At 66.9% G+C, this 24,378-nt stretch carries 24 protein-coding genes; 11 read left to right on the top strand and 13 right to left on the bottom strand.

The window, feature by feature from the left end:
- Positions 1–6 precede the first annotated feature (6 nt).
- The 4 genes from CYAGR_RS01735 to CYAGR_RS18990 all read right to left on the bottom strand — a co-directional run bounded on the left by CYAGR_RS01735 (position 7) and on the right by CYAGR_RS18990 (position 3,152).
- The gene (locus CYAGR_RS01735; protein ID WP_015108038.1) at positions 7–657 is read right to left on the bottom strand and encodes a glycoside hydrolase family 24 protein; all 651 of its coding nucleotides are present in this window, start codon (positions 655–657) and stop codon (positions 7–9) included.
- A 303-nt stretch (positions 658–960) separates the two neighbouring features.
- A complete protein-coding gene (gene trpS, locus CYAGR_RS01730; RefSeq protein WP_015108037.1) occupies positions 961–1,998 on the bottom strand; it encodes a tryptophan--tRNA ligase in 1,038 nt (345 codons plus the stop codon).
- Positions 1,995–2,552, bottom strand: coding sequence for a hypothetical protein (locus tag CYAGR_RS01725; protein WP_015108036.1), 558 nt, complete (start codon positions 2,550–2,552; stop codon positions 1,995–1,997). Before CYAGR_RS01725 ends, trpS begins: the two co-directional genes overlap by 4 nt.
- Before the next feature lie 15 nt (positions 2,553–2,567).
- Positions 2,568–3,152, bottom strand: a complete 585-nt coding sequence (locus CYAGR_RS18990) for a hypothetical protein (RefSeq protein ID WP_245552576.1) — start codon at positions 3,150–3,152, stop codon at positions 2,568–2,570.
- Positions 3,153–3,290: 138 nt separating this feature from the next.
- On the opposite strand from CYAGR_RS18990, the gene CYAGR_RS01715 reads away from it, so the two are divergent.
- The 6 genes from CYAGR_RS01715 to CYAGR_RS01690 all read left to right on the top strand — a co-directional run bounded on the left by CYAGR_RS01715 (position 3,291) and on the right by CYAGR_RS01690 (position 9,997).
- Entirely contained in the window at positions 3,291–4,706 is a 1,416-nt protein-coding gene (locus tag CYAGR_RS01715) for a YcjF family protein (RefSeq protein WP_015108034.1), read from the top strand.
- Positions 4,707–4,863: 157 nt separating this feature from the next.
- The gene (gene psbA / locus CYAGR_RS01710) at positions 4,864–5,940 is read left to right on the top strand and encodes a photosystem II q(b) protein (RefSeq protein WP_015108033.1); all 1,077 of its coding nucleotides are present in this window, start codon (positions 4,864–4,866) and stop codon (positions 5,938–5,940) included.
- A 176-nt stretch (positions 5,941–6,116) separates the two neighbouring features.
- Positions 6,117–7,139, top strand: a complete 1,023-nt coding sequence (locus CYAGR_RS01705) for a metal ABC transporter substrate-binding protein (protein WP_015108032.1) — start codon at positions 6,117–6,119, stop codon at positions 7,137–7,139.
- A gap of 4 nt (positions 7,140–7,143) precedes the next feature.
- Positions 7,144–7,935: a metal ABC transporter ATP-binding protein gene (locus CYAGR_RS01700; protein ID WP_015108031.1), complete on the top strand. Its 792-nt coding sequence runs from the start codon at positions 7,144–7,146 to the stop codon at positions 7,933–7,935.
- Entirely contained in the window at positions 7,932–8,804 is an 873-nt protein-coding gene (locus CYAGR_RS01695) for a metal ABC transporter permease (protein ID WP_015108030.1), read from the top strand. The genes CYAGR_RS01700 and CYAGR_RS01695 overlap by 4 nt, the downstream gene beginning before the upstream one ends.
- Entirely contained in the window at positions 8,801–9,997 is a 1,197-nt protein-coding gene (locus CYAGR_RS01690) for a DUF4336 domain-containing protein (protein ID WP_015108029.1), read from the top strand. The genes CYAGR_RS01695 and CYAGR_RS01690 overlap by 4 nt, the downstream gene beginning before the upstream one ends.
- Positions 9,998–10,000: 3 nt before the next feature.
- Here CYAGR_RS01690 and CYAGR_RS01685 read toward each other — a convergent pair whose 3' ends face one another.
- Both CYAGR_RS01685 and lepB read right to left on the bottom strand, forming a co-directional pair.
- Positions 10,001–10,360, bottom strand: a complete 360-nt coding sequence (locus tag CYAGR_RS01685; protein WP_015108028.1) for a DUF760 domain-containing protein — start codon at positions 10,358–10,360, stop codon at positions 10,001–10,003.
- Between the two features lie 49 nt (positions 10,361–10,409).
- Positions 10,410–11,015, bottom strand: a complete 606-nt coding sequence (lepB, locus tag CYAGR_RS01680) for a signal peptidase I (protein ID WP_015108027.1) — start codon at positions 11,013–11,015, stop codon at positions 10,410–10,412.
- A gap of 28 nt (positions 11,016–11,043) precedes the next feature.
- Here lepB and menD point away from each other — a divergent pair, with 28 nt between their 5' ends.
- The 3 genes from menD to CYAGR_RS01665 all read left to right on the top strand — a co-directional run bounded on the left by menD (position 11,044) and on the right by CYAGR_RS01665 (position 14,157).
- Positions 11,044–12,936 carry a 2-succinyl-5-enolpyruvyl-6-hydroxy-3-cyclohexene-1-carboxylic-acid synthase gene (gene menD, locus CYAGR_RS01675; RefSeq protein ID WP_015108026.1) on the top strand — a complete coding sequence of 631 codons (1,893 nt, stop codon included), beginning with the start codon at positions 11,044–11,046 and terminating at the stop codon, positions 12,934–12,936.
- Positions 12,933–13,787 carry a 1,4-dihydroxy-2-naphthoyl-CoA synthase gene (menB, locus tag CYAGR_RS01670; protein WP_015108025.1) on the top strand — a complete coding sequence of 285 codons (855 nt, stop codon included), beginning with the start codon at positions 12,933–12,935 and terminating at the stop codon, positions 13,785–13,787. Before menD ends, menB begins: the two co-directional genes overlap by 4 nt.
- A gap of 103 nt (positions 13,788–13,890) precedes the next feature.
- On the top strand, positions 13,891–14,157 hold the full coding sequence (locus CYAGR_RS01665) for an STAS domain-containing protein (RefSeq protein ID WP_015108024.1): 267 nt from the start codon (positions 13,891–13,893) through the stop codon (positions 14,155–14,157).
- A 65-nt stretch (positions 14,158–14,222) separates the two neighbouring features.
- Here the strand turns inward: CYAGR_RS01665 and CYAGR_RS01660 are convergent, their stop codons facing one another.
- From CYAGR_RS01660 to CYAGR_RS01630, 7 genes are all read right to left on the bottom strand, one after another.
- Positions 14,223–15,449, bottom strand: coding sequence for a PP2C family protein-serine/threonine phosphatase (locus tag CYAGR_RS01660; RefSeq protein ID WP_015108023.1), 1,227 nt, complete (start codon positions 15,447–15,449; stop codon positions 14,223–14,225).
- Positions 15,450–15,454: 5 nt separating this feature from the next.
- Positions 15,455–15,823, bottom strand: coding sequence for an Hpt domain-containing protein (locus CYAGR_RS01655; RefSeq protein WP_043325313.1), 369 nt, complete (start codon positions 15,821–15,823; stop codon positions 15,455–15,457).
- Complete coding sequence (locus CYAGR_RS01650; protein ID WP_015108021.1) at positions 15,820–17,484, bottom strand: ATP-binding protein; 1,665 nt, start codon at positions 17,482–17,484, stop codon at positions 15,820–15,822. The genes CYAGR_RS01655 and CYAGR_RS01650 overlap by 4 nt, the downstream gene beginning before the upstream one ends.
- Before the next feature lie 4 nt (positions 17,485–17,488).
- A complete protein-coding gene (locus tag CYAGR_RS01645) occupies positions 17,489–17,836 on the bottom strand; it encodes a PAS domain S-box protein (RefSeq protein WP_015108020.1) in 348 nt (115 codons plus the stop codon).
- 79 nt (positions 17,837–17,915) lie between these two features.
- Positions 17,916–19,229, bottom strand: coding sequence for a hypothetical protein (locus CYAGR_RS01640; RefSeq protein WP_015108019.1), 1,314 nt, complete (start codon positions 19,227–19,229; stop codon positions 17,916–17,918).
- 8 nt (positions 19,230–19,237) lie between these two features.
- Positions 19,238–20,671 carry a GumC domain-containing protein gene (locus CYAGR_RS01635; protein ID WP_015108018.1) on the bottom strand — a complete coding sequence of 478 codons (1,434 nt, stop codon included), beginning with the start codon at positions 20,669–20,671 and terminating at the stop codon, positions 19,238–19,240.
- The gene (locus CYAGR_RS01630) at positions 20,668–21,735 is read right to left on the bottom strand and encodes a polysaccharide biosynthesis/export family protein (RefSeq protein ID WP_015108017.1); all 1,068 of its coding nucleotides are present in this window, start codon (positions 21,733–21,735) and stop codon (positions 20,668–20,670) included. The genes CYAGR_RS01635 and CYAGR_RS01630 overlap by 4 nt, the downstream gene beginning before the upstream one ends.
- A 382-nt stretch (positions 21,736–22,117) precedes the next feature.
- Here CYAGR_RS01630 and CYAGR_RS01625 point away from each other — a divergent pair, with 382 nt between their 5' ends.
- Both CYAGR_RS01625 and CYAGR_RS01620 read left to right on the top strand, forming a co-directional pair.
- Positions 22,118–23,104, top strand: coding sequence for a glycosyltransferase family 4 protein (locus CYAGR_RS01625; protein ID WP_015108016.1), 987 nt, complete (start codon positions 22,118–22,120; stop codon positions 23,102–23,104).
- The gene (locus CYAGR_RS01620) at positions 23,104–24,375 is read left to right on the top strand and encodes a lipopolysaccharide biosynthesis protein (RefSeq protein ID WP_015108015.1); all 1,272 of its coding nucleotides are present in this window, start codon (positions 23,104–23,106) and stop codon (positions 24,373–24,375) included. The genes CYAGR_RS01625 and CYAGR_RS01620 overlap by 1 nt, the downstream gene beginning before the upstream one ends.
- Positions 24,376–24,378 lie beyond the last annotated feature (3 nt).

Genomic DNA, 24,378 nt, shown 5'->3' with positions numbered 1-24,378 from the left:
GGCCGATCAGGCGCTGGTGAGGCGCCGCTGCCGCTCCAGCTCCCGCTCGTAGAAACGTTGCAGCTCGGTGCGGCACTTCACCGGCTGGCCGTAGTGGCTCTCGCCCGCCAGGGTCGGCAGGGAGGCCCATTCCGGCGCCAGCCGCGCCAGCACCTCGGGCGTCAGGCCCTGCCGATCGAAGCTCCGCAGCGCGCCGCGCTGCTGGATCAGGTGCAGGGCGGCCTGGTCCTGGCTGGCGGGGCCGAAATCCCGGAGCCCGAGGCGTTCGGCGGCCCGGTCCCAGGTGGTGGGCAGGAACTGGTAGGCACCGGCGGCGGCGCTGGCATAGCCACGTCGCACCACGGTGTCGGGGTGACGGCTGAGGTCGCCGAAGCGGTCCCCGCCGAAGAGCACCCGGTAGCCGTCGTCGCTGCCGTCCAGCCAGGTGCCCTCGGCGTAGCGGATCGTGTTCAGCAGGGCCCGCCGCTCGGGGGTGATCCCGTAGGGACCGGGGACGCTGGCCACCACCGGCCGCGCGGTGGGCGGGGCGGCAGGCCGGACCGCCGCCGGTGAAACGGGGGTGGCAGGGCGTTGCACCATCGGCAGCATCAGGAGCAGCACCAGGGTGAGCGGTCCCCGCGGGAGCGGCTTCGACGGCGGCGGCAGGGTGCGACGCAAGGGCAAGCGGTCGTCAGGGATCCATGACCCTGCTCAGGCCCGGGGCCTGGACGCGACACCCCGTCGCCCGTACTGGACAAATAATGACCCAATGTGCTCACAAGCCCTGACCTGGCGGCGGCCATTCAGGACAATTTCAGTTGGGAGCGGGGAGGCGCGAGAAACAGCCGGCCGTTGACCGCCCTCACCGGGCAACCGGCAGGCTCGGCCACACCCACGACAAACGATCAGCTGTCGTGATCAATACAGAACAATTGATTCACGCTTTTCCCCGGCCACTTGCCTCCGGGACCACCCCTCGGTTCAATCCTGAGCCAGGAAACCGAGGGCGCTGCGGACCCGCTGCAGGGTGGCGGCGGCCACGGCTGAAGCCTGCTCCCGTCCATCCCTGAGCACTGCCTTGAGGTGACCCGGGTCGCTGCGCAGCTCGGCGTAGCGCTGCTGCAGGGGCCGCAGGGCTTCCACCGCCGCGTCCGCCAGCAGGGGCTTGAAGGCGCCCCAGCCCATGGCGCCGCACTCCGCGGCCGCCTGCTCGCGGCCCACGCCGGAGAGCAGGGCATAGAGGCCAAGCAGGTTGTCCGCCTCCGGCCGCTCCGGGTTGCCGAATTCCAGCCCCATGACCGGGTCGGTCTTGGCCCGCTTGATCTTGCGGGTGATGAGCTCGGGCGGGTCCAGCAGCGTGATCCGTGAGCCCTCGTTCGGGTCGCTCTTGCTCATCTTGCTGCGGCCGTCGGTGAGGCTCATCACCCGGGCCCCCTCCTTCAGGATCAGGGGCTCGGGCACCTTGAGGACCGGGTGCTCCGGATCCGGCGCAAAGCGGGCGTTGATGCGCTGCTGGGCGATGTCCCGCGCCAGCTCCAGGTGCTGCTTCTGGTCGTCCCCCACCGGCACCAGATCGGCGTCATAGAGAAGGATGTCCGCGGCCATCAGCACCGGGTAGTCCAGCAGGCCGGCGGAGACGTTGTCGCCCTGCTTGAGCGCCTTCTCCTTGAACTGGATCATCCGCTCCAGCCAGTTGAGCGGCGTGACGCAGTTGAGCAGCCAGCAGAGCTCGCTGTGCTCGCTGACGTGGCTCTGCACGAACACCGTCGACCGCTGCGGATCGATGCCGCACGCCAGGTAGAGGGCCGCCGTGGTGAGGGTGTCCTCCGCCAGGCGACGCGGATCGTGGGGCACCGTGATCGCATGCAGATCGACCACGCAGAAAAAGGTCTCGTGGCTGTCCTGCAGGGCCACCCAGTTGCGGATCGCCCCCAGCCAGTTGCCCAGGTGCAGGGCCCCGGTGGGCTGCACGCCGGACAGCACCCGGGGCCGCGCCGTCCTGGCGCCGTTGTCGCTCACGCTTCCGGGGAGGCGTCGCCCTCGGTGTCGGCGGAGGCCATCGCCCCTTCGGCCGCCTCAGGAGCGGCGTCCGTGGCCACCACGGCCTCTTCGGTTTCAACCTCGGCCTCCGCAGCTTCAGCCGGGGCTTCCGCTTCGATCACCGCCACGGGCGCCGCGGGCCGGCTGGGCCGGGCGAAGGGATCGATCCGGGGGGCCCCATGGCCGCCACGGCCCCCCTGGCGGGGCTGGCCATCGCCACTGCCCCGGCGGGGCTCCCCTCCCCGGGGAGCGGGGGCGCGGGATCCTGCCTGGGCCCGGTGCTCGGCCACCAGGGCCTCGAGCTGACCCTTCTCCAACTGGTCGGCGAGGGTGCGCAGGGAAAAACCCAGCACCGCGACGGTGGAGCGCAGGCCGAAGGCCTCCTGCAGGGCACGGGCGGCCTGCATCTCGTTGTCACTGAGGCGGATGCGGAAGCCGCCCGGCTCCCGGTTCGGCCCCGAACGGCCGCCCCGCTCGGGGGAATCCCCGCGGCCGGAGCCCACGGGAAGGGGGGTGTTGGTGTCGTCCGCCATGGCCGCAGCCCGCAATCAGGGGCAAGTGTCGCGCATCGACGGCCGGCCGGCGGCGGCGTCAGGACCCAGCCACAGCAGCCTGTGCCTGTCCCGACGGGCATGGCCCTCCCGCCGCGCCAGCACCAGCAGGGGCACGGGACGGGATCCGCCGGCGGCGAAGCGCAGCCGGTACTGCTGGATCAGGTCCAGGTAGGTCTCGAGCGTCCAGCCCTGGGTGCCCCGCTCCTGGGCGGCCCAGAACCTCCGCAGCGCCTCCCGGCAGGCGTCCGCTCCAAAGTCCTCCCAGCAGAGCCGTTCGGCCTCCCAGGCCGGGTGACCGGCGGCCACCAGTTCCCGGTAGCGGCGCAGCTCAGGGGCCTCCTGGCTGCAGTCCGGCGGCAGGCGATAGGCGAGCCCCTCCACCGGGACCCGGCTGAGGCGCAGCCAGCAGCGCTCCAGCAGCAGCACCGGCAGGCCGCCGTGCCAGTGGTCACTGCCCTCCAGTTCCTGGAGGGCACCACGCAGCTCCTCGCGGTGCGGGTCCAGCAGGAACAGACCATCCACCGTGGCAGCCGAGCCGGACGTCGCAGCCGGGCCGGAGCGGGCATCGGAAGACGGCACGGAGGGGACCCGGACGACAACCTGAATCATGGTGCGTCCGTACGGGATCTGCAGGGACGGTGTCTTAAGGGAGGTGGACGCGGGGGTGTGAGCCCTGTCACTTCTGAGCTAGAGAGGCATCGCCGCCGGTACCCGCCCGTGACGTCCCCGGACCCCCTGCGCCCCGCCGCCCTGGCCTCGTTGCTGTCAGCCGGCTGGGGCAGGCAGGCCCTGCTGCTCGCCGGGGGGGTGATCGGGGCCGAGCTGCTGCTGCGGGCTCTCCCCGGTGAAGGACTGGGCCTGGTGGGGATCGCCGGGGTGGCGGCGGGCTGGTGGTGGCTGGGCCGGCGGCCCGCCCGCCTGGCGCCGCCACGGCTGCCCGCCAGCTTCGACGCCTGGCTGCGGCGCTGCGAGGAGCTGCTGCTCCAGTTCGAGCAGCTGGAGGGGGAACCGGACGAGGGGAGGCCGGGCCACGGTCAGCCGCAGCGCCGCGCCGGCCTGGCCGCCCTGCGGGAGGAAGGGGCCCGGCCCGGTCTCCAGCTCGCCCTGGTGGGCTGCGTCGCCCCCGACGCCGCCTGGGCCCCCCAGCTCCAGGCGGCCCTGCGTGGCCGGCTGGCCCTGAGCCTGCGCTGGGGCGAAGCCCTGCCGGCGGTGAGCCGGGAGCGCCAATGGCCGGAGGGCTTCGCCGCCGCCGACGTGGTGCTGTTCCACCTGGTGACTCCCCTGCGGGCCGCCGATCTGCGCTGGCTGGAGGCGGTGCCCCCGAGCCAGCCCCTCTGGCTGCTGGTGCAGCCGGAGGCCCCCTGCGATCCGGCCGTCCTGGCGTCCGAACTGACCTCCCAGTGGCCGGGCGCCGCCGCCGACCGGCTGCTGCCTTGGGACGGCCGCCCCGAGGCCCTGGCCACCAGCCTGCAGCCCCTCGCCCGCTGGCTGGTGGCCGAGGGCCCGTCCCTGCGCCGGGCCACGCCGCTGCGGCGCATCGAGGCCCTGCACCGGCGCTGGCAGGCCGACCTGGAGCGGCTGCGGCGGCAGCGGCTGGTCCAGCTCCAGCAGCGCACCCAGTGGATGGTGGCCGCGGGGGTGTTCGCCGCCCCCCTCCCCACCCTGGATCTGCTGGTGCTGGCAGCGGCCAACGGCCTGATGCTGCAGGAGATGGCCCGCCTCTGGGGCTGCCCGTGGAGTACGGAGCAGCTCAAGGCCGCCGCCGTGGAACTGGGCAAGGCCTCCCTGCTGCTGGGGGTGGTGGAGTGGAGCAGCCAGGCCCTGATGGCCGCCGCGCGTCTCCACGGCGCCACCTGGCTGGTGGGCGGGGCCATCCAGGCCCTGAGCGCGGCCTATCTGACACGGGTGGTGAGCCACGCCATGGCCGATGTGCTGGCCCTCTCCGCCGGGGTCGAGGCCCCGGACCTCGAGCGGATCAAGCGGGAGGCTCCCCTGCTGGTGGCCCGGGCGGCCGAGGCGGAGAAGCTCGACTGGTCCGGTTTCCTGCAGCAGGGCGGAGCCTGGATCCGCCAGCAACTGGGTCCACCCTCGTCGCCATGCCTGGCCGACCCGTCCCTGCCGCCGGCGATGTGAATCATTGTTCATGAAGTTGCTTCATGAATATTCATTGCGTAACGGACCGATTGCCTGAAGGTTCATTGCTGCCCGGTTCGGCTTCTCCCGGGGTTACTTAATGTGAATCCACCTCCCTTGTGGAGGTATCACTGCCTCTTCCTACCGTCTTACTTCCATGACCACTGCCATTCGCAGCGGCCGCTCGGAAAGCTGGGAAAGCTTCTGCGCCTGGGTCACTTCCACCAACAACCGCATCTATGTCGGTTGGTTCGGTGTGCTGATGATCCCTTGCCTGCTGGCCGCCACCATCTGCTACGTCGTTGCCTTCATTGCGGCCCCCGCCGTCGACATCGACGGCATCCGTGAGCCGGTCGCCGGCTCCCTGATGTACGGCAACAACATCATCTCCGGCGCCGTTGTTCCTTCCAGCAACGCCATCGGTCTGCACTTCTACCCCATCTGGGAAGCCGCCAGCCTCGACGAGTGGCTGTACAACGGCGGTCCCTACCAGCTGGTGGTCTTCCACTTCCTGATCGGCATCTCCGCCTACATGGGACGCCAGTGGGAGCTCTCCTACCGGCTGGGCATGCGCCCCTGGATCTGCGTCGCCTATTCCGCCCCCCTCTCGGCGGCCTTCGCGGTGTTCCTGATCTATCCCCTCGGCCAGGGCTCCTTCTCCGACGGCATGCCCCTCGGCATCAGCGGCACCTTCAACTTCATGCTGGTGTTCCAGGCCGAGCACAACATCCTGATGCACCCCTTCCACATGCTGGGTGTGGCCGGTGTGTTCGGTGGCTCCCTGTTCTCCGCCATGCACGGCTCCCTCGTCACCAGCTCCCTGGTGCGTGAGACCACCGAAAGCGAGTCGCAGAACTACGGCTACAAGTTTGGCCAGGAAGAGGAGACCTACAACATCGTGGCCGCCCACGGCTACTTCGGTCGTCTGATCTTCCAGTACGCCTCCTTCAACAACAGCCGCAGCCTCCACTTCTTCCTGGCGGCCTGGCCCGTGGTCGGCATCTGGTTCACGTCCCTGGGCATCAGCACCATGGCGTTCAACCTGAACGGCTTCAACTTCAACCAGTCCGTCCTCGACAGCCAGGGCCGGGTGGTGAACACCTGGGCCGACGTGCTCAACCGGGCCAACCTCGGTTTCGAGGTGATGCACGAGCGCAACGCCCACAACTTCCCCCTTGATCTGGCCACCGTGCAGTCCGTACCCGTGGCCCTGCAGGCTCCGGCGATCGGCTGATCCATCGGCACCCCCCATCAGCCAGCAGCCCGCGGGCCGCTCGCTGATCCAGCCCCTGCCCCCTCCGTCCCCTGGGGACGCCGAGGGGGCTTTTCCTTGGTGGCGATCCGACCATGGCAGAGCCGCGGAGGCGGCCAGAATGTTCACTCCAAGCTTTCTGCTCGCCAGCGGCCCCTATGCCCCAGCACCGCCGTGACGGCCAGGGCCACGCCGAGGTCCCTCGGCACCCCCTCAAGCAGGCCGTGGTGGCCGCCGCCCTGATGGTCCCCCTGCTGGGGGCTGGCTGCACCCCCGGGCCCCAGAGCGGCGGCACGTCCCCCGCACCGTCGATGACGGGGGCGGCCCCGGGGGCCAGCGAGAGCGCCGGGGTCCGGGACGAACGACCCCTGGTGCTCACCACGTTCACGATCCTGGCGGACATGGCCCGCCAGGTGGCGGGAGAGCGGGTGCGGGTGGAATCGATCACCCGGCTGGGAGCCGAGATCCACGGCTACGAGCCCACCCCCAGCGACCTGAAGCGGGCCTCGGGGGCCCAGATGGTGCTGGAGAACGGCTTCGGGCTGGAGCGCTGGGCCCAGCGCTTCTACGCCGGCCTTCCCGACGTGCCCCACGTGACCCTCACCGAGGGCATCACACCCCTGCCGATCGCCGGCGACGCCTACCAGGGCAAGCCCAACCCCCACGCCTGGATGTCCCCTCGGCTAGCCAAGGTCTATGTGAAGAACATCCGCCGCGCCCTCACCCGGCTCGACCCCGCCGGGGCCGCCACCTTCCAGCGCAACGCTGAGCGCTACAGCGCCGAACTGGACGCCCTCGACAGGGAACTGCGGACCTCCCTGGCCCGGATCCCCCCCGCCCAGCGGGTGCTGGCCACCTGCGAGGGGGCCTTCTCCTATCTCGCCCGCGACTACGGCCTCACCGAGGCCTACCTGTGGCCGGTGAACGCCGAATCCCAGGTCACCCCCCAGCGCATGGCCCGCCTGATCGCCCTGGTGAAGGAGCGCCGGGTGCCGGCGGTGTTCTGCGAGAGCACGGTCAGCGCCGAGCCCCAGAAGCAGGTGGCGAAGCAGTCGGGGGCCCGCTTCGGCGGCGTGTTCCACGTGGATTCGCTCTCCCTGCCTGACGGCCCGGCCCCCAATCTCCTGGAGCTGCAGCGTCATAACGTGGAGACCCTGCAAGCGGGTCTGGCGGGGAGCTGAACCGATGCCCTCTCGCCCCACCCCCTTCGCCGGCAGCGAGCGCATCGCCGTCCTCAACCTCTGCGTCGATTACCACGGGGTGGTGGCCGTCCATGAGGCCTCCCTGCATCTCGATGCCGGCACCATCTGTGCCCTGGTGGGGATGAATGGGGCCGGTAAATCCACCCTGTTCAAGGCCCTGATGGGCTTCGTGCGCCCCTCGGCCGGCAGCATCGCCATCAATGGCCTGCCCCTGCGGCAGGCGCGCCGGGCCCGGGCCGTGGCCTACGTCCCCCAGACCGAGAGCGTCGACTGGAACTTTCCGGTCAACGTCCAGGAGGTGGTGATGATGGGCCGCTACGGCAGCATGAATCTGCTGCGCATCCCCCGTCCGGTCGACCGGGAGGCGGTGCGGGAGGCGCTGGAGCGGGTCGACCTCTGGCCGCTGCGCCACCGCCAGATCGGCGCCCTCTCCGGCGGCCAGCGCAAGCGGGCCTTCCTGGCGCGGGCCCTGGCCCAGGGCGCCTCGGTGATGCTGCTGGATGAGCCGTTCAACGGCGTCGACATCCGCACCGAGAAACTGATGATCGAGCTGTTCGAGCAGTTCCGCCGCGAGGGGCGCACCCTGATGATCTCCACCCACGACCTGGCCCACGTCACCAGCTTCTGCGACCAGGTGGTGCTGATCAACAAGACCGTGCTCGCCTACGGCGAGACCTCCTCGGTGTTCACCAGCGAGAACCTGGCCCTCACCTTCGGCGGCCTGCGGCTGGAGGGCGAGCCGGCCGTCGACTTCGACCCGCACCAGGCACCATGACGGCCGTGCTCACCTGGCTGATCGAACCGCTCCAGCAGGAGTTCATGGTGCGGGCCCTGCTGGTCAGCATGCTGGTGTCGTGCGTCTGCGGCCTGCTCTCCTGCTACATGACGCTCAAGGGCTGGGCCCTGATGGGTGATGCGGTGTCCCATGCGGTGATGCCGGGCGTGGTGATCGCCTACGCCCTGAACCTGCCCTTCGCGGTGGGGGCTTTCGTGTTCGGCGTCGGCTCGGTGGCCCTGATCGGCTACATCAAGCAGATGACCCGGATCAAGGAGGACACGGTGATCGGGCTGGTGTTCACCGGCTTCTTCGCCCTCGGCCTGACGCTGATCTCCAAGGTGCGCAGCAGCATCGACCTCTCCCACATCCTGTTCGGCAACGTGCTGGGCATCAGCTCCTCCGACATCCTCCAGACGGTGGTGATCAGCGTGCTGGTGCTCACCGTGCTGCTGGTGCTGCGCAAGGACCTGATCCTGTTCTGCTTCGATCCCACCCACGCCCGCTCGATCGGCCTCCACACCGGCGTGCTGCACTACCTGCTGCTGTCGATGCTGTCGCTGGCGGCGGTGGCCGGCCTGCAGACGGTGGGGATCATCCTGGTGGTGGCGATGCTGGTCACGCCGGGGGCCACGGCCTACCTGCTCACCGATCGCTTCGACCGCATGGTGTGGCTCTCGATCCTGTCGGCGGTGATCTCCAGCGTGGCCGGGATCTACTGGAGCTACTGGATGGATGCCTCCACCGCCGGCTGCATCGTGCTGGTGCAGACGCTGCTGTTCCTGCTCTGCTTTCTGCTGGCGCCGCGCCATGGCCTGCTGGCCCAGCGGCGCCGTTCGCCGCGGGCCTCCCGTTTCCCCTCCGCGTGAGCGAGCCAGCCACCGACGCTGCCACGGTCCCGGCTGCGGACCAGCGCTGGCCCTGGTGGCCCTTGCTGCCCCTCTACCCCTACGGCCGCCGCCGCACCCTGGTGCGGGAGCTGATCGCCGGGCGCCTCTGGAGCTTCGAGCAGCTGCAGGGGGTCTGGTACGTGGCGGTGCCGATCCGCATGGTGGTGCTGCGGGTGCGGGAGGGGCTGCTGCTCTATGCCCCGGTGGCCCCCACCGCCGAGGTGCGCGCCCGCCTGCGGGACCTGGAGGAGCGCCACGGACCGGTGTGCACCATCGTGCTGCCCACCGCGTCGGGGCTGGAGCACAAGCTGCCGGTGCCGGCCATGGCCCGGGCCTTCCCGAACGCCCAGGTGTGGGTGGCGCCGAAGCAGTGGAGTTTTCCCCTGCCGCTGCCGCCCGCCTGGCTGGGGTTCCCCGCCCGGCGCACCCGGGTGCTGCTGAGCGAGGGGGTGCCCCACGGCGACCAGCTCGACTGGCTGCCCCTGGGCCCCCTGGATCTGGGGCTCGGCACCTTCCTGGAGATCGCCTGCTTCGACCGGGCCAGCGGCAGCCTGCTGCTCACCGATGCCCTGGTGGCGATCCCGCCGGAACCGCCGGCGGTGTTTGATCTCGATCCCACGCCGTTGCTGTTCCATGCCCGCGAGCGCGGTGACGAACCCCTGCGTGATGATCCGCAACGGCGGCGTCGGGGCTGGTGGCGGCTGGTGCTGTTCGCCACCTACCTGCGCCCCAGGCCCCTGGTGGTGCCCCCCCTGGGGGAGGTGCTGCGCCATTGCCTCGCACCGGGCTGCCGCGGGGCCCGGGCCCACTTCGGCTTCTACCCCTTCCGCTGGCAGCCCGGCTGGCAGGACGACTTCGAAGCCCTGGCTCCGGGGGGCCGCAGCACCCTGCAGGTGGCGGCGGTGCTGGAGCGGCTGGTGTTCCCCCGTCAGCGGGCCGCCCTGGTGGCCTGGATCCGGGTTCTGGCGGGCCTGAAGGACCTGCGCTGGGTGGTGCCGGCCCACCACGATGCCCCCGTGGCCACCTCGGCCCAGGAGCTGGCGGCCCTGGCGGATCGGATCGAAACAGAAGAGTGGGCCCCGGATCAGGGAGCCTGGAAGACCCTGGCCGGTATCGACCGCACCCTGGTGGGGCTGGGGCTGGTGCCGGGGGAAGGGGAGGGGGAGGGCTGAGGCCTAGAGCTCCAGTTCGCCGGGGTCATCGTCGAGGCCCCCCTCGAAACCGCCGCTGCCGAGCATGGCCGTCTCCAGCTCCATGCGCTGCTCCATCTGGCGCAGGAAGTAACCGGTCATCATCGCCGAGGCCAGCAGGCCGGCGAGGTTGTCGCGGCTGGCCTGGATCTTGACCTCGAACTGCTCACCGGGGAGCATGCCCAGCAGGCCCTGGACGTTGTGGCGGATGATGTCCTGGATGTCACCGGTGGCCGAGCGCGCCACCCTCTGGAGAACGTCCGGGGACTGTTCCTGCAGGTACTGAATCAGCGAATTGTCGCTGATCGCCTCGTTGTCGGCGGTCAGGAACTCCGGGTTGAACATTTCCCCTCCGGTGTGCTCTGCAACACGACACGCACCCTAACGCAGTCTTTCAGGTGCCCTCTCCCCCGTGGGGAGGGGAGAACCCAACCGGTCCGAACCGGGCCAGGGGCCAGTAGCGCCAGATGGCGGTGCCGATCAGGTCGCTCTCCGGCAAGGGGCCCCAGAGGTGCGAATCCAGGCTGGCATTGCGGTTGTCCCCGAGCACCAGCACCTGCCCAGGCGGAACCACCAGGGGCCCCAGGTCGTAGGCCATCGGTTCACGGGCCCAGTCCGGCTCGACGGGGGAGCCATTGCGCCAGAGACGGCCGCCCTTCACCTCCACCCGATCGCCGGCCACCGCCACCACCCGCTTGATCAGGGCCGCGCCGGGGTCATAGCCCGCCTGTTGCAGGGCGTCCGGCGGATGGAAGACGACGATGCGGCCAGGCTTCACCCCCGTCCCGAAGCGGGGGCTGAGCTTCTCCACCAGGACCCGGTCCTGGAGCTGCAGGGTGGGCAGCATCGAGCCCGACGGGATCCAACGGGGCTCCACCACCGTCCAGCGCAGCAGCAGGGCCACCAGCACCCACAGCAGCAGGCGGAACAGCTGCTGCCCGAGGACCCTGGCGCCACCCGGAGGGGTCGACGGCGGCGGCGTGGGGGTGGGCGTGGGCATGGCGGTGGGCGTGGCGGGGCCGCTGCCCATGGGATCCGTCCGTGAGGATGATCCCCCCATCCTGAACACCGGAGTGCCCCCCTTGGCCGGGTCCCCGACATCGCTGGCCAATGTGCGGGCGGCCCTGACGCTGCTGGGGGCGCTGCGCCGGGGCGGCCTGACCCATGGGGTGCTCTGCCCCGGCAGCCGGTCGGCCCCCCTGGCGGTGGCAGCCGCCCTGCTGGAGCCCGGGGGCCTGCGGCTGCATACCGCCATCGACGAGCGCTCCGCCGCCTTCTTCGCCCTGGGCCTGGGCCGGGCCAGCGGCCAGCCGGCGGCCGTGATCACCACCTCGGGAACGGCGGTGGCCAACCTGCTGCCCGCCGCCGTGGAGGCCGACTTCGGCTCGGTTCCCCTGCTGCTGCTCACGGCCGACCGACCGGCGTGGCTCAAGGGATGCGGGGCGAACCAGAGCGTCAACCAGGAGGTGTTCCTGGCCGGCAGCTGCCGCTGGCTGGGCGCCGGCGACCCGGAGGGGCTGGCCGCCATGGCCCCTGCGGAGCTGGACGACCTGGCCCGCCAGGCCCTGGCCGCCGCCCAGGGGGATGGGGCCGGCCGCTCCGCCGGGCCGGTGCACCTCAACCTGCCCTTCGACGAACCCCTGCATGCCGGCGGCGCGGATCTGAGCCGCCTGGCCGCCGCCCTGGCCGCTGGGCCGCCGCCGCCCCCGGCGTCGGGGGCCCGGGCCACCGGCGCCGACCGCCCGGCGTGCCCCGTTTCCGAGGCCAGCGTCACCACGGCCATGGATCCGGGCCGGCCCGGTGTCGTGGTGGCCGGCCCCTGGCGGGGGGCCCCGACGGCCTGGCCGGCCCACGTGGAGGCCCTGCGGCGCTGGCAGCGGCGCAGCGGCTGGCCGGTGCTGGCCGATGCCCTCTCCGGCCTGCGGGGCCTGCCGGATCTGGACACGGTGACGGCCTACGACCTGATCCTCTCGGAGGGCTCCGCCGGCGAGCTGGCAAAGCCAGCGGGGGAGCTGCAAGTGCTGCGGCTGGGGCCCCTGCCGGCCAGCCGCCGTCTGCAGCGCTGGCTGGCGGCCCAGGGGGGTGGCCAGGTGCTGGTGAGCGAAGGGGACGGGCGCCGCCTCGATCCCCTCGGGGTGGTGCGGGGCCAGGCGAGCGCGGGCCTGGCGGCCTGGCTGGCGGAGCAACCGCCGCCGTCCGCAGCGGGCGATGCCGCCGAAGCCTCGCTGGCGCTGGCGGGCCGCTGGCGACGGGCGGAGGCGGCGGTGCAGGCCCTGCTGGAGCAGGAGCTGGCCGGAGAGCACGGGGAGCCGGCCCTGGCCCGCCGGCTCAGCCGGCTGCTGCCGGCCGGACTGCCCGTGCTGCTGGCCAACAGCAGTCCGGTGCGGGACTGGGAGAGCTTCGCCGACCCGGCCTCCCCGCCCCGGCCGATGCACGGCTTCCGGGGGGCCTCCGGCATCGACGGCACCCTCTCGAGCGCCTGCGGCCTGGCCGAGGCCCTCGGTGCCCTGGTGCTGGTGAGCGGCGATCTGGCCCTGCTCCACGATGCCAACGGCTGGCTGTGGCGCCCGCAGCTGGGCGGCCGCCTCACCATCGTGCTGATCGACAACGGCGGCGGCGGCATCTTCGAGCAGCTGCCCATCCGCACCGAGCCGGCGGCGGCAATGGATTTCGAGCGCCTGTTCGCCATGCCCCAGCCGGTGGACCCGCTGGCGCTGGCGGCGGTGCACGGGGTCCCCGGCCGGCGGCTGGAGAGCCTGGACGGGCTGGATGAGGCCCTGGCCTGGGCCCTGGCCCAGCCGATGGCCCTGCTGGTGGTGCCCACCGACCGGCGACGGGATGCGGCCCTGCGGCAACGGCTGCGCACAATGGCCGCAGATCTGGCCGACCCCCTGGCCACCGGGCCGATCCCCTCCCCATGACCCCCGTTCCCCCCGCCCCACCGCGCTGGACCAGCGCCGGCGCTTACAGCGACATCCGCTTCGAGACCAGCGGCGACGGGATCGCCCGGATCAGCATCAACCGGCCCGAGAAGCGCAACGCCTTCCGTCCGCTCACAGTGCAGGAGCTCTGTGATGCCTTCAACCGGGTGCGGGACGATCCCTCCATCGGGGTGGTGCTGTTCACCGGGGAGGGGCCGGCCGCCGACGGCGTCTGGGCCTTCTGTGCCGGAGGCGACCAGAGCGTGCGTGGCGATGGCGGCTATCTCGACGCCTCGGGGCTGCCGCGGCTGAACGTGCTCGACCTGCAGCGGATCATCCGCAGCCTGCCCAAGGTGGTGATCGCCCTGGTGGCCGGCTACGCCATCGGCGGCGGCCAGGTGCTGCACCTGCTCTGCGACCTGAGCCTGGCGGCCGAGAACGCCGTCTTCGGCCAGACCGGACCCCGGGTGGGCAGCTTCGACGGCGGCTTCGGCGCCGGCTACCTGGCCCGGGTGGTGGGCCAGCGCAAGGCCCGGGAGATCTGGTTCCTCTGCCGCCGCTACTCGGCGGAGCAGGCCCTGGCCATGGGGCTGGTGAACGCGGTGGTGCCCCTGGAGCGGCTTGAGGCCGAAGGGGTGGCCTGGGCGCGGGAGGTGCTGCAGCACAGCCCCACGGCGATCCGCTGCCTCAAGGCCGCCTTCAATGCCGAAACGGACGGCTTGGCCGGCCTGCAGGAACTGGCGGGTCAGGCGACCCATCTGTTCTACCGGACCAGCGAGGGCCAGGAGGGGCGCAATGCCTTTCTGGAAAAGCGGGATCCCGACTTCTCGGGCAGCCCCTGGTTGCCCTGACGCTCGGCGCCGCAGGGACAGCGCTGCCATTGCGTGCTAGAAGATGGGATCGAGAGTTGATCCAGCACAACTTCTCGATCCCTGATTTTAGAAAGAAGTTCACGTGATTCACCCCTCCGGCATTCTCGATGAAGTGAGTGGCAGGGCTTTGCTTGGGGAGGTGTGCCAGGCCCTGAGTGCCGGAGAGGAGAGGGTGGTGATCGCCTGTGAAGGGATCACCTTCATGGACAGCAATGGTTTCAGCGCGCTGGTGCGCTGCCTGAAGAAGGTGCGTGAGGCGGGGCATCGGCTCTCCCTTCAGTCCCCCGGGCCTCAGATGAAGATGGTGCTGGAGATGACAGGGACCGACAAGATCTTCGAAGTCGTCTGAAAGGCCTGGCTCGGCCATCCTCGGCCGTGTCACCTGCCGGTCAGCGCTGGAAGGGAGGACTCCGTTCAGACTCCGCTGGCGGAAGGAGAGGCCCGGAAGCGCAGGCGGATCATCGAGGCATCATCCGGGAAGCTCTTCTGACCCGTCGCCATTCGGATCGCCGTCACCAGCCGGTTGAGATCGGCTGTGGGATCGAACGGCTGGTCGTTGAGGAGCGAGAGAAACTGGTGGTAATCCCACATGCGGTTGTCATTGAGGGGAATCTCGAACAGGCCGTCCGTCAGCAGATAGAGCTCATCGTCGGCACCGATGCCGCACTCCCTGCTCTGGTAGGAGGCTTCGGGGAACAGGCCGATGGGCATCCCTGGAGCCTTCAGCTCCTGAATGGCCCCCTCCCCATGGCGGCTCAAGGATCGCAGCAACGCCGGCGGATGGCCCGCACTGGCATAGTTCAGGCGTCGATTCGGTCGGTCGAACACCCCATACCACATCGTGAAGTACTGGCCATTCTGGGAATCCATCTGGAAGAGCTGATTGAGAACACGCATCACTACTGCGGGCTGCTCCAGAAAGGTGTCGGACTGACGCCGATGGGGGCTGTCTGCTCCTGGGTGGCTGAGCCGCGAGGGGGCCTTGGTGCGCAGCAGATTGTGAACGGAGATGGATGGCAGAGCAGAGGCCAGACCATGGCCGGAGACATCCAGGATGTACATCACCAGATGGTCATCATCCAGCCAGTAGAAATCGAAGCAGTCTCCACCCAGCTGGCTGGAGGGAAGAAACAGGGATGCAATCTCCACCTCGCCAGTCAAGGGAGCCGGCAGGATGGAGCGAACGTAATCGGCAGCCTTGGAGAGCTCCTCCTCCAGGCGGGCTTTCTGCTTCGCCAGATCCAGACTCAGGGCCCTCAGTTGCTGGTTGCTGTCGAAGAGCCGCATCGCGGCTCTGACGCGGGCCATGAGCTCCGCCGGATCCACGGGCTTGATCAGGAAGTCGTCGGCACCGGCATCCAGCCCCGAGACCCTGTCCCCAACCTCGCCTTTGGAGGTCAGCAGAATGAAGAAGATCGCCGCGAGGTCGGCATCGGATTTGAGCCTGCGGCAGACCTCCAGGCCGTCCATGCCCGGCATGCACCAGTCACAGAGGATGATCTGGGGCTGATGGTGCCGGGCCATCGCCAGTCCCTCGTCTCCAGAGGCTGCCAACAACACCTCCAGTCCCTGCTGGCTTAGCCGCGTCTGCAGGATGCGTTGCAGCACCCGGTCATCGTCGATCAGCAGAAGGCGTGTCATGGCTGTCAAGGCTGCGGCCGCAACGACGTCAGCGCGGCCAGGACCCTTTCGAGTTCGCGGAGCAGGTCGTCGATCAGGCCGGCCGGGAGCTCCGCCGCCGCCGCTCCGGCCGCCAACTCCAGCAAACGGCAGCGCTCGGCCAGCCTGAGGGCGCCGAGACTGGCGCTCGGAGACCGCAGGGCATGGGCGGCGGCAACAAGAGAAGGGCGATCACCGGCCTGCCGGGCCTTCAGCAGGGAGGAAACGAGCTGGGCGGCATCCTCGGCGTAGATGTCGATGAGTTCGGCGATCATCGCGTCGGCGTCCGGGCCGCCGAGCTCCCGCAAGTCGTCCCAGGATCGGGTATCGATGGAATCGTCAGATGACAACGTCACGGGAGCTGGGGCCTGCCGGAGCCCATGGGATTCTGGCTCCTTTGCTTCCATTGACGGTAGCGCTGAAGCGCCTGACGAATGTCGGGAAGACGGACGGGTTTGCTGAGAAAATCGTTCATACCGGCTGTCAGGCAGTCGCGCTGCTGTTCGCCCAGGGCAGAGGCCGTGAGGGCGACAACATAGGGCTGATAAACCCTGGAGGCGCGAATGCGGCGCGTGGCCTCCAGCCCATCCATCCCGGGCATCTGCAGATCCATGAAGACCAGGTCGAACTCCGCCAGCTGAACCCTCTCGACGGCAGCATGGCCATCACCGACGAATTCCGCCTGGGCGTCCAGTTTTGCCAGCATCAGCTCCATCACCCGCTGGTTGATCCGGTTGTCATCAGCCACCAGGATCCGCAGCGATGGTTCATCATCCAGAGTCGCTGGTGCGACCGATTCTTCGCGCCTCTCCTCCTCCATCGCGCCGAAGCCCAACGGGATGCTGACGCTGAATCGTGAGCCTTTGCCTTGCTCGCTCTCCACGCGGATCCTGCCGCCCATCAGCTTGCACAGGCGATCGCAGATGGCCAGGCCCAGGCCCGTTCCCTGGTTCCGATGGCCATGGTTCGGGGATCCTTCGTCCTGCGCGAAACTGTTGAAGATCCTGGGAAGGAACTCTGGCGAAATGCCATGACCGGAGTCAGAAACCTGCAGCGAGAGCATCAGTCGGGAGACGCTGAGGGGATTCCAGGTGAGGTCGAGCTGCACAGTGCCGTTGTCTGTGAACTTGACGGCATTGTTCATAAGATTCAGCAAGATCTGCCGGATGCGCAGACTGTCTCCATACAGCTCCTCGGGAAGGTCGGCGGGAATGAAGATGCCCAGGCTCAGGCCCTTGGAGAGAATGGATGGATTCATGATGCGCATACATTCATCCACAAGGGCACGGATGGAGAACGAATCCGCTCGCAACGTCATCTTCTGGGCTTCGATCTTTGAAAGATCAAGAATGTCGTTGATGAGGCACAGCAGAAGCTCTCCGCTGCTGTGGATCGTCTGTACCAGTTCCCTCTGAGCGCCGTTGAGGGGTGTGTCCAGCAGCAGGTCGGTCATCCCGATCACCGCATTCATGGGTGTTCTGATCTCGTGGCTGATCGTTGAAAGAAACTCACCCATGGCTTCCGTGGCGGCCTGGGCTTCATCGCGTGCCTTCTGTAGTTGCCGTGTCCGTGAGGCCACCTCTTCCTCCAGGCTGTCGCGCGACGCGGTGAGTGCATCCTGCACACGGGTGATCTCGCTGAGATCCTTGAAGACGAAAACCAGGGATGGTTCGGGATGGAAATTGACCGGCGACCAGCTGACCTCCATAACCTGGCGGGGACCCGACAGCGCGCGATCCATGATGCTGCGACCGGGACCGTTGCGAGCAAGGGCGATCAGGGAATTCATCGGTTTGTGACGACCCTCCACGTATCCGGTTGGGACGAGATCATCCAGCTCTTTGCCAAGGCTCTTGAGGCGTGGACAGCCAACAAACACGTCGAACGCGCGATTGGTCCACTCGACAAGACCCTTGAAGTCCGTGATCACCAGCCCGTCATCGACGCAGCTGAGCGCAGTATCAAGGCGGCCCAGGGTTTTGCGAAGCTGTTCGAGGAGATCGTCGGTGGATCTCATCGGATCACTCCAGGGGTTTCAGGGTTGCGGCAAAGCTCCATGTATCCCCATGCCGTTCCGCAACGATGAAATGTTCCGAGTTGATTTCCCGTTGATCCTTACAGACAGTCATCAACTCCAGGGGGTGATTCAGCACCTCCGATTCCCCTGTCATCCTGAAGCGTGAAAAGCCAAGGTGATGGGCATCCCGGAAGGATGAGGGCAGAATCATGCCCAGGGACTTCCCGATCAGATCCGCTGGTGACCAGCCATAGATCTCTTCCATCAGGCCATTGACCTCTTCGATGATACCTTCCTGATCGGCTTTCACGAAGGGAAGGTGTCTATGGCGAAGTTCGTCGATGGAGATCATGGCAACCTTCCTGAGCCCGTCTATCGATTCTACCCGTCAGCCAGGCGGTTGACCCAAGGAATTGAAAGCCTCAGGGTGCTCAGCTTTCCTGCAGGTTGCGAGCGGATGTGAGTTTCTCCTGCAGTGCCAGGCCGAGAACGACAAGGCCCGGCCAGTAAAGATAGACGAGGATTTCCAGATTTTCACCAAAGGTATACAGGAATAGGATGATCACCATGCTGAGGCCGACGCCCGCCGTCAGCCTTCGGCGATCCAATCCCTTGATCAACAGATCGATGAAACTCGCCAGCATGGGGACCATGAGGGCGCAGAAGCCGACGATGCCCTTGACGAACAGCAGGCCTGCCCAGGTGTGGTGGGATCCGATGGGCATCCACTCCACCACATGGCTGCCCCTTTCCACCACCCCATGGCCCCAGATGGGGGCTTCCGTTTCCCAGCGGTAGATGGCGATACGTTTCAACGCCATTCTGACCCGGGTGGAATCAGCTCTTGCCGATTTGAACGACTCCCAGAAATCGTTGAAGAAAGCGATCGCCACAGGAGAAAAAAGGCCGCCAAGATAACTTGCGACCCCAAGCAGGATCAGGACGGCCGGTCGTCCGAGATTGGTCAGCATCGTGGTGATGATCGGAATCAGGACCAGGCAGACCTGCGCCAGGCGTGATTTGCAGATCAGGCACATCAGGATCGCTCCAGCCAATCCAAGCACCTTCCATCGCCTGGACTTTTCCTGAAGCGCGAGCATGAAATAGACATTTCCGACAAAGCCCAGGGCCGGCGCCCAGGGGGTGAACAGCCGCCAGCGCAACTGGTTTGTGGTGGGATCAATTTCGTAAAGCCTCACGTCGAAGAACTCTGGTCCGGGACCGCCGACCGCCTTCAACGGTGAGACGTAAAGAATCTCCGGCAGGTGCAGGAAGGGCGTGACCAACAGCAGAGGAGTGATCACCAGGGTCTGCAGGCCGATGATGCAGACGGCGCGGTAGATGATCTGGGGCCGGATGCGAAGGTTTCCCGCCAGGGGATAGAGGGCCAGGGCGGCCCATCCCTTGGCCCAGCCGATGCTGGATTTCACGATCATGGCCATCCCCAGATCGAAATCCAGGTGGCCCACCAGCAGGGCCACCTCCATGATCACCATGCCGATGATCCAGCTCCAGATGACCCAGGAGATGCGAATCCTGGCTTCGGGGGGAGTGGCTCGATCCTGCGCCAGAATCTTGATCAGGAGCAGTAACAGCAGGACCCATCCGAGCAGGGAGCCAACGATGTAGAGCCCACCGATGATCCAGAGGGGATACGTCCAGACGATGGCCCACCAGATGATGCGTTCCGGCACGTTTTCAGGCTGGATCTTTCCGTGGTCGTCGAGGGCATGGGACGACCGCATCCCATCTCTCATGGGGAGATCCACCGCGATAACTTCTTGATCCAGGGTTTGCGGACCCAAAGCAACCAGAGGCCGAAGCTGGAGAAGAACGAGCCTGCCACCGCCCCTGCCAGGACGAAGGTCGTTTTCGGGGCGCTGGGTTTGTCAGGCATGGTGGGCTCCACGGCCATCTGGATGAGGGGGTAGGCGGAAAACAGATCCCCCTGACCCAGATCCAGTTGCGCCAGGGTGGAAGCAAAGACGGCCTGGGCGATCTGTTCATTGCGCATCAGGGACTCCAAAGTGGAGAGGGGTTTGGTGATCCCCCGCAACCGCTGCTCCAGGTTATTGATCTGCACATCCAGCTCCTTGGCCTGCCCGCTCAGGGCCCGCTGCTCGGCCGCCACATTGACCAGACTCTGGAGCAGGGAATCGCGACCGGAGTTGCTGGCGACCGTGGAGAGGGCCAGCCTGTTGATCGCCAAGGGAGGAAGGTCCTTGCCGAGGATCTGCCGGCTCCTCTGCAGCAGATTCCTGAGGGCAAAGCGCTGTCTGTTCTTCTCCTTGATCACCCTGGGATTATTCGGTCCGAACTTTCCGGCCAGCAGGCGCAGGGAGCTGGTGGCCTCGCTGTAGTCCTTGAGGTGCTGCTGGAAGATCTGGTCGACCTGAAGCTGAAAGGCGTCGGCAGCCTGGGATGACGACAGCCCCAGGCTGGCACTCAGCTGCATGAGCCGCTTGGCGGCTGACTGTTCATTGGCCAGGACTTCCGCCCGCTGGCGGCGGAGTTGCTCGATATTCCCGGAAAGGTCCCGCACCTGATCGGACGATGTCAGACCCGACTTGAACTTGAAATCTGTGACCTTCTGCTGGGCATCCTGGAGTTTTTTCTGCACAGACATCAGAATCGACTCGGCCGGGATCTCCCGTTGACGCATTTCTCCTTCCCGTAGCTCGTTCAGCCTTTTTTGCGCTGATTGATAGAGGGCCATCGATTTATTCATCGCCTCCTTGGCGGATCGTCCGCTGACTTCGAACTGCATCATCGTGGTGTTGTCGATGAGCTTGATTTTCGGTTTTCCGAAGTCCCTGCTTTTGATCCCGCTGAGCCGGGCGGCTTCCTTGATCACCTGCTCGCTTTCAAAGATGTATTCATAGTTGGCTCTGGTGTCATAGGTGGAACTACCCAGCCCGGAACCGGAGGAGGAGGTGGCCTGGCCGATGTCAGGCAGATTGAGATTCGTGGCCGAACTCGTGCTGGGCAGAATCAAGGCCCACCTGCTGGTATAGATGGGTTTGGTCAGCAGCAGATAGAGCAGGGCCGAAATCCAGATGAATCCATTGGCCATACCCATCAGGAGGTAATAGCGATTCCACCTGTTTCTTGATAGCCAGTGAAACAGGAATGGGAGTTGGCTGTACTTTTGACTGAGCTTGGTTTTGAGTTCTTGCTTATCGATCACTTCGAGAATCCGTTAATGAGGAGAGCTGCTGGCGTCACGATCTCGGCAATGCTCCTGATGATGTCCCGAACCGTCGTGGTCGCGGAGTCGTAGCAGGCGACGGCATCATTGGGCATCAGGTAGGGATTGTCCGCATCGTTTGCGGAATTCATTAACAGGGAATCCACCTTGCGCTCCACAAAGTTCGTCTTGCCGGTGCTTTCATCCGTACGCACCAGAATCGCCTTCCGACCTGCATTGGTGAGCCGTGTGCCTCCAGCGCAATTGGCGGCCACCACCGCCTGAGAGAACCTGTTGCCATAGGTGAAGGAGGTGGCGTCGCGGCTGATGCCGGATGGCGCGTTTCCGGTGGCGGGAACGGTGAGGTTGGACAGAAACACCTTCACACCGGCCAGGGTGATGGGCGAAGGGCGAATGATCTGGGGGTTCACCTTCTCGGTGGCCGTCACGATGACCTGATCATTGGCGATCAGGGCCACATCCTGAACAGGCTCACCAGTGAAAAGCCCCGAGAAGTCGTGGAGGGATTCTTTGCCTCCCCGGATGAGTTTGATGGCGGAGACATCGGCGGTTGGCTTGACGCCGCCGCTGGATTTCAGGGCCACGGACAGAAACCGGTTGGGCGGGTACTGGCCGGATATCGTGACGGCGGGTTCATCGGGCCGGTCCGCTGGCTTTTCGTTGATCAACACCCGCCCGGGAAAGAACACATCCCCAGCCACGAACACGTTGACCGGCGCCCATTGGATGACGTTGACACTGAGTTGCAGAAAGCTCGGCTGGAAGTAGCCTCCATTCACCAGCAACTGGCGCAGCTCGCCGCGAACGGCGTCCGGTTCCTTCCCCACCACCTTGAGGGGCGACAGATAGGGGATATCGATGTTGCCGTCGAGGTTGACCTCGTAGGTTCCGTTGAATTCTTCCCCATCCAGAATCGTGACCCGGATTCTGTCTCCCGGGGACAACGGCAGCGCTTGGGCGGGAAGCACAAAAAGAACACACTGGAGCGCGGAAAGGCCGATACCCCCGATGGCTCGCAACAGGCGCCTGGGGGTGTCGGTCATCCGAGAAAGCGTCCCATCTGATGTCACTACATTAACGGAGCCCCTACCCCGGGCAAGCTTCCGCCCATCCGCCGTGACCGGCCTCCACGGGTGCACCTCCATAGCATCACTGCGTGCCGTAAAGCCATGGTGTCTGCATGAGTATTCCTGGAGGAAAGCCTTGCCTCCGTCTGTGGGGTCACCCCTTGATTCCTTCTTCCCTTCAGCATCATCTGGGCGCTTGTCTCATCGGAGTGAACTGCTAAGGTCTATTGCAGTCTATTTTTAGGTTGGGAGCCATCGCCGGACCATCCATGGCTTCACCAGGTTCGCTCCATGTCGCACCGCAGACATCAACGTTGCAAGCCGCATTGATCTCGACGCAGACCGTTTTCTTCGGTCCATGAAGGCTCTCCATCTGCTCCCACCGGGAGGCACCAGCTGGGGAGGGGGCATCCCCGCCACCCTCACCAGCCTTGCCGAGTCTCCCCAGCTGCAGTGGGTCACCTTCCGGCAGGTTCCCCTGGATCAGGCGGCTGAGACCATGCGGGACTGGCGGCCCGATGCGCTCATCTGGCATCCAGCCTGTTCCTGGCGCCTGCTCCCCCAGCAGTGGCGTCTGAGGGGGATTCCGCGGGTCCTGGTGGAGCACCACTACTGCCGCGGTTTTGAACTCCATCAGGTGCCCAGTCGCCGGCGCTTCCGGACCATGCTCCGGCTGGCCTATGCCCTGTTCGATCGCGTCGTTCCCGTTTCCCATGGCCAGTCCGACTGGATGGGCGCTACTGGACTGGTGCCGGCTTCGAAAGTGCGGGTGATTCCCTTCAGTCGCACCCTCGATGATTTTCTGAGCCTGCCCCTCGGCCGCCCTCCCCATACCCCCTTCCGGCTCGGGGCCTTCGGCCGCTTCGCCAGGCAGAAGGGCTTCGACACCCTGATCAGGGCCGTACGGATGCTCCCGGCGGGATCCGTGCAGCTCCTGCTCGGCGGTGACGGTGAGCTGGATGCGGAGCTGCGTGACCTGGCCGCCGGCCATCCCGGCATCCGCTTCCTGGGGCCGCTCAGCAATGTCCCGGCCTTTCTGCGCGACTGCGACGGCATCGCCATTCCCTCCCTGTGGGAACCCTGGGGCAATGCCTGTCTCGAGGTGCGGGCCGCCGGTCTGCCGGTGATCGTCAGCGGTGTGGGTGGCCTCAGCGAGCAGGTCGAGGGTTGCGGTTTCGTGGTGCCCCCGGGGTCCGAGACGGGGCTCGCCGACGCGATCCGGCGGCTCATCGCCCTCCCCGGAGCTGAACGGCTCCGCCTGTCCGAGCAGGCCCGGGACTCGAGCATCGGCAGCTGGGACCGGTTCTGCCGGTCGTGGAGCAACCTGCTGCGGGAGCTCCGCTGATGCGCCTGAAGGTCCTGGGTCGCTTCCGCTCGGAGGACCGCTTCCTGCGCAACATCGGCTGGATGGGGTTGTCGGAGTTCGGCATCCGGCTCTCCAGACTCCTGGCCACCGTGATCCTGGCGCGACTTCTGAGTCCGAAGGATTACGGCATCGCGGCCCTGGTGCTGATGACCCACGAATTCATCCGGGTGTTCACCCGCAACGGCATCGGCGAGAAGCTCGTCCAGGCCCCGGAGGCCGAGCTCGATGCGATGTGCCACACGGCCTTCACCCTGAACTGGCTGCTTGGGGGGCTGCTTTTCCTGATCCAGACCCTCGGCTCCTTTGCCGTCGCCGGCTTCTACGGTCAGCCCGAACTGATCAGGCCGATCATCCTGATCGGCCTGACCTATCTGATCTATCCCCTGGGATCGGTCCAGACCTCCCTGATCCTCAGGGAGAACCGCCTCAATGTCTTCGGCCTCACCCAACTGGCTTCTGTCATGACGGACAACCTGCTGATCGCGATCTTCGCGCTCAACGGGTTTGGGATGTGGTCGATCATTCTGCCCAAATTCCTCGTCGCCCCCATCTGGGTGATCATGGTCTACCGCTTTCACCGCTGGCGACCGAACTGGCGACCTTCCCTGCTCCACTACCGCCAGATCCTGGGCTTCGGCTCAAGGATCCTGGGGGTGGAACTTCTCAACACCCTCCGGGACAACATCGACTATCTGCTGATCGGTCGCCTGATCGGCATCAGCCAGCTGGGCACCTACTACTTCGCCTTCAATGCCGGCCTGGGCATGAGCCTGAGTGCCGTCAACGCCATGGGCCTGACCCTCTATTCCGACCTCTGTGCCCTCAGCCACGACCGGGCCCTGCTGCGGGAGCGGTTCCAGAAGAATCTGGTCATCATCGCCAAGGTGATCATCCCCCTGGTGGCGGTTCAGGCCTCCCTGGCTCCCCTCTACGTGCCCATCGTCTTCGGCCAGAAATGGGTGGATCGGGGCGCCGTTCCCATCCTGATCATCATCTGTCTGTCCGCGCTCTCGCGCCCCTTCGCCAACGCCGCCTCGATGCTGTTCCGCTCCATCAACCTTCCCCAGGTGGACCTCTGGTGGAACCTCGGATTCACCCTCGTCCTGGCGGTGGCCGTGATGGTCGGTGCCCAGCACGGCATCATCGGTGTCGCCGTGGCGGTGATGGCCACCCATCTGCTGCTTCAGCCCCTCTATGCCCTCTGGGCCCGCCGGGTGGTGCTGATCCGCCCGGCCGCCTGGGTCAGTTGAACC

The organism is Cyanobium gracile PCC 6307, from assembly GCF_000316515.1.
GTDB classification, from domain to species: domain Bacteria; phylum Cyanobacteriota; class Cyanobacteriia; order PCC-6307; family Cyanobiaceae; genus Cyanobium; species Cyanobium gracile.
This window is presented reverse-complemented; position numbering and strand designations above follow the sequence as displayed.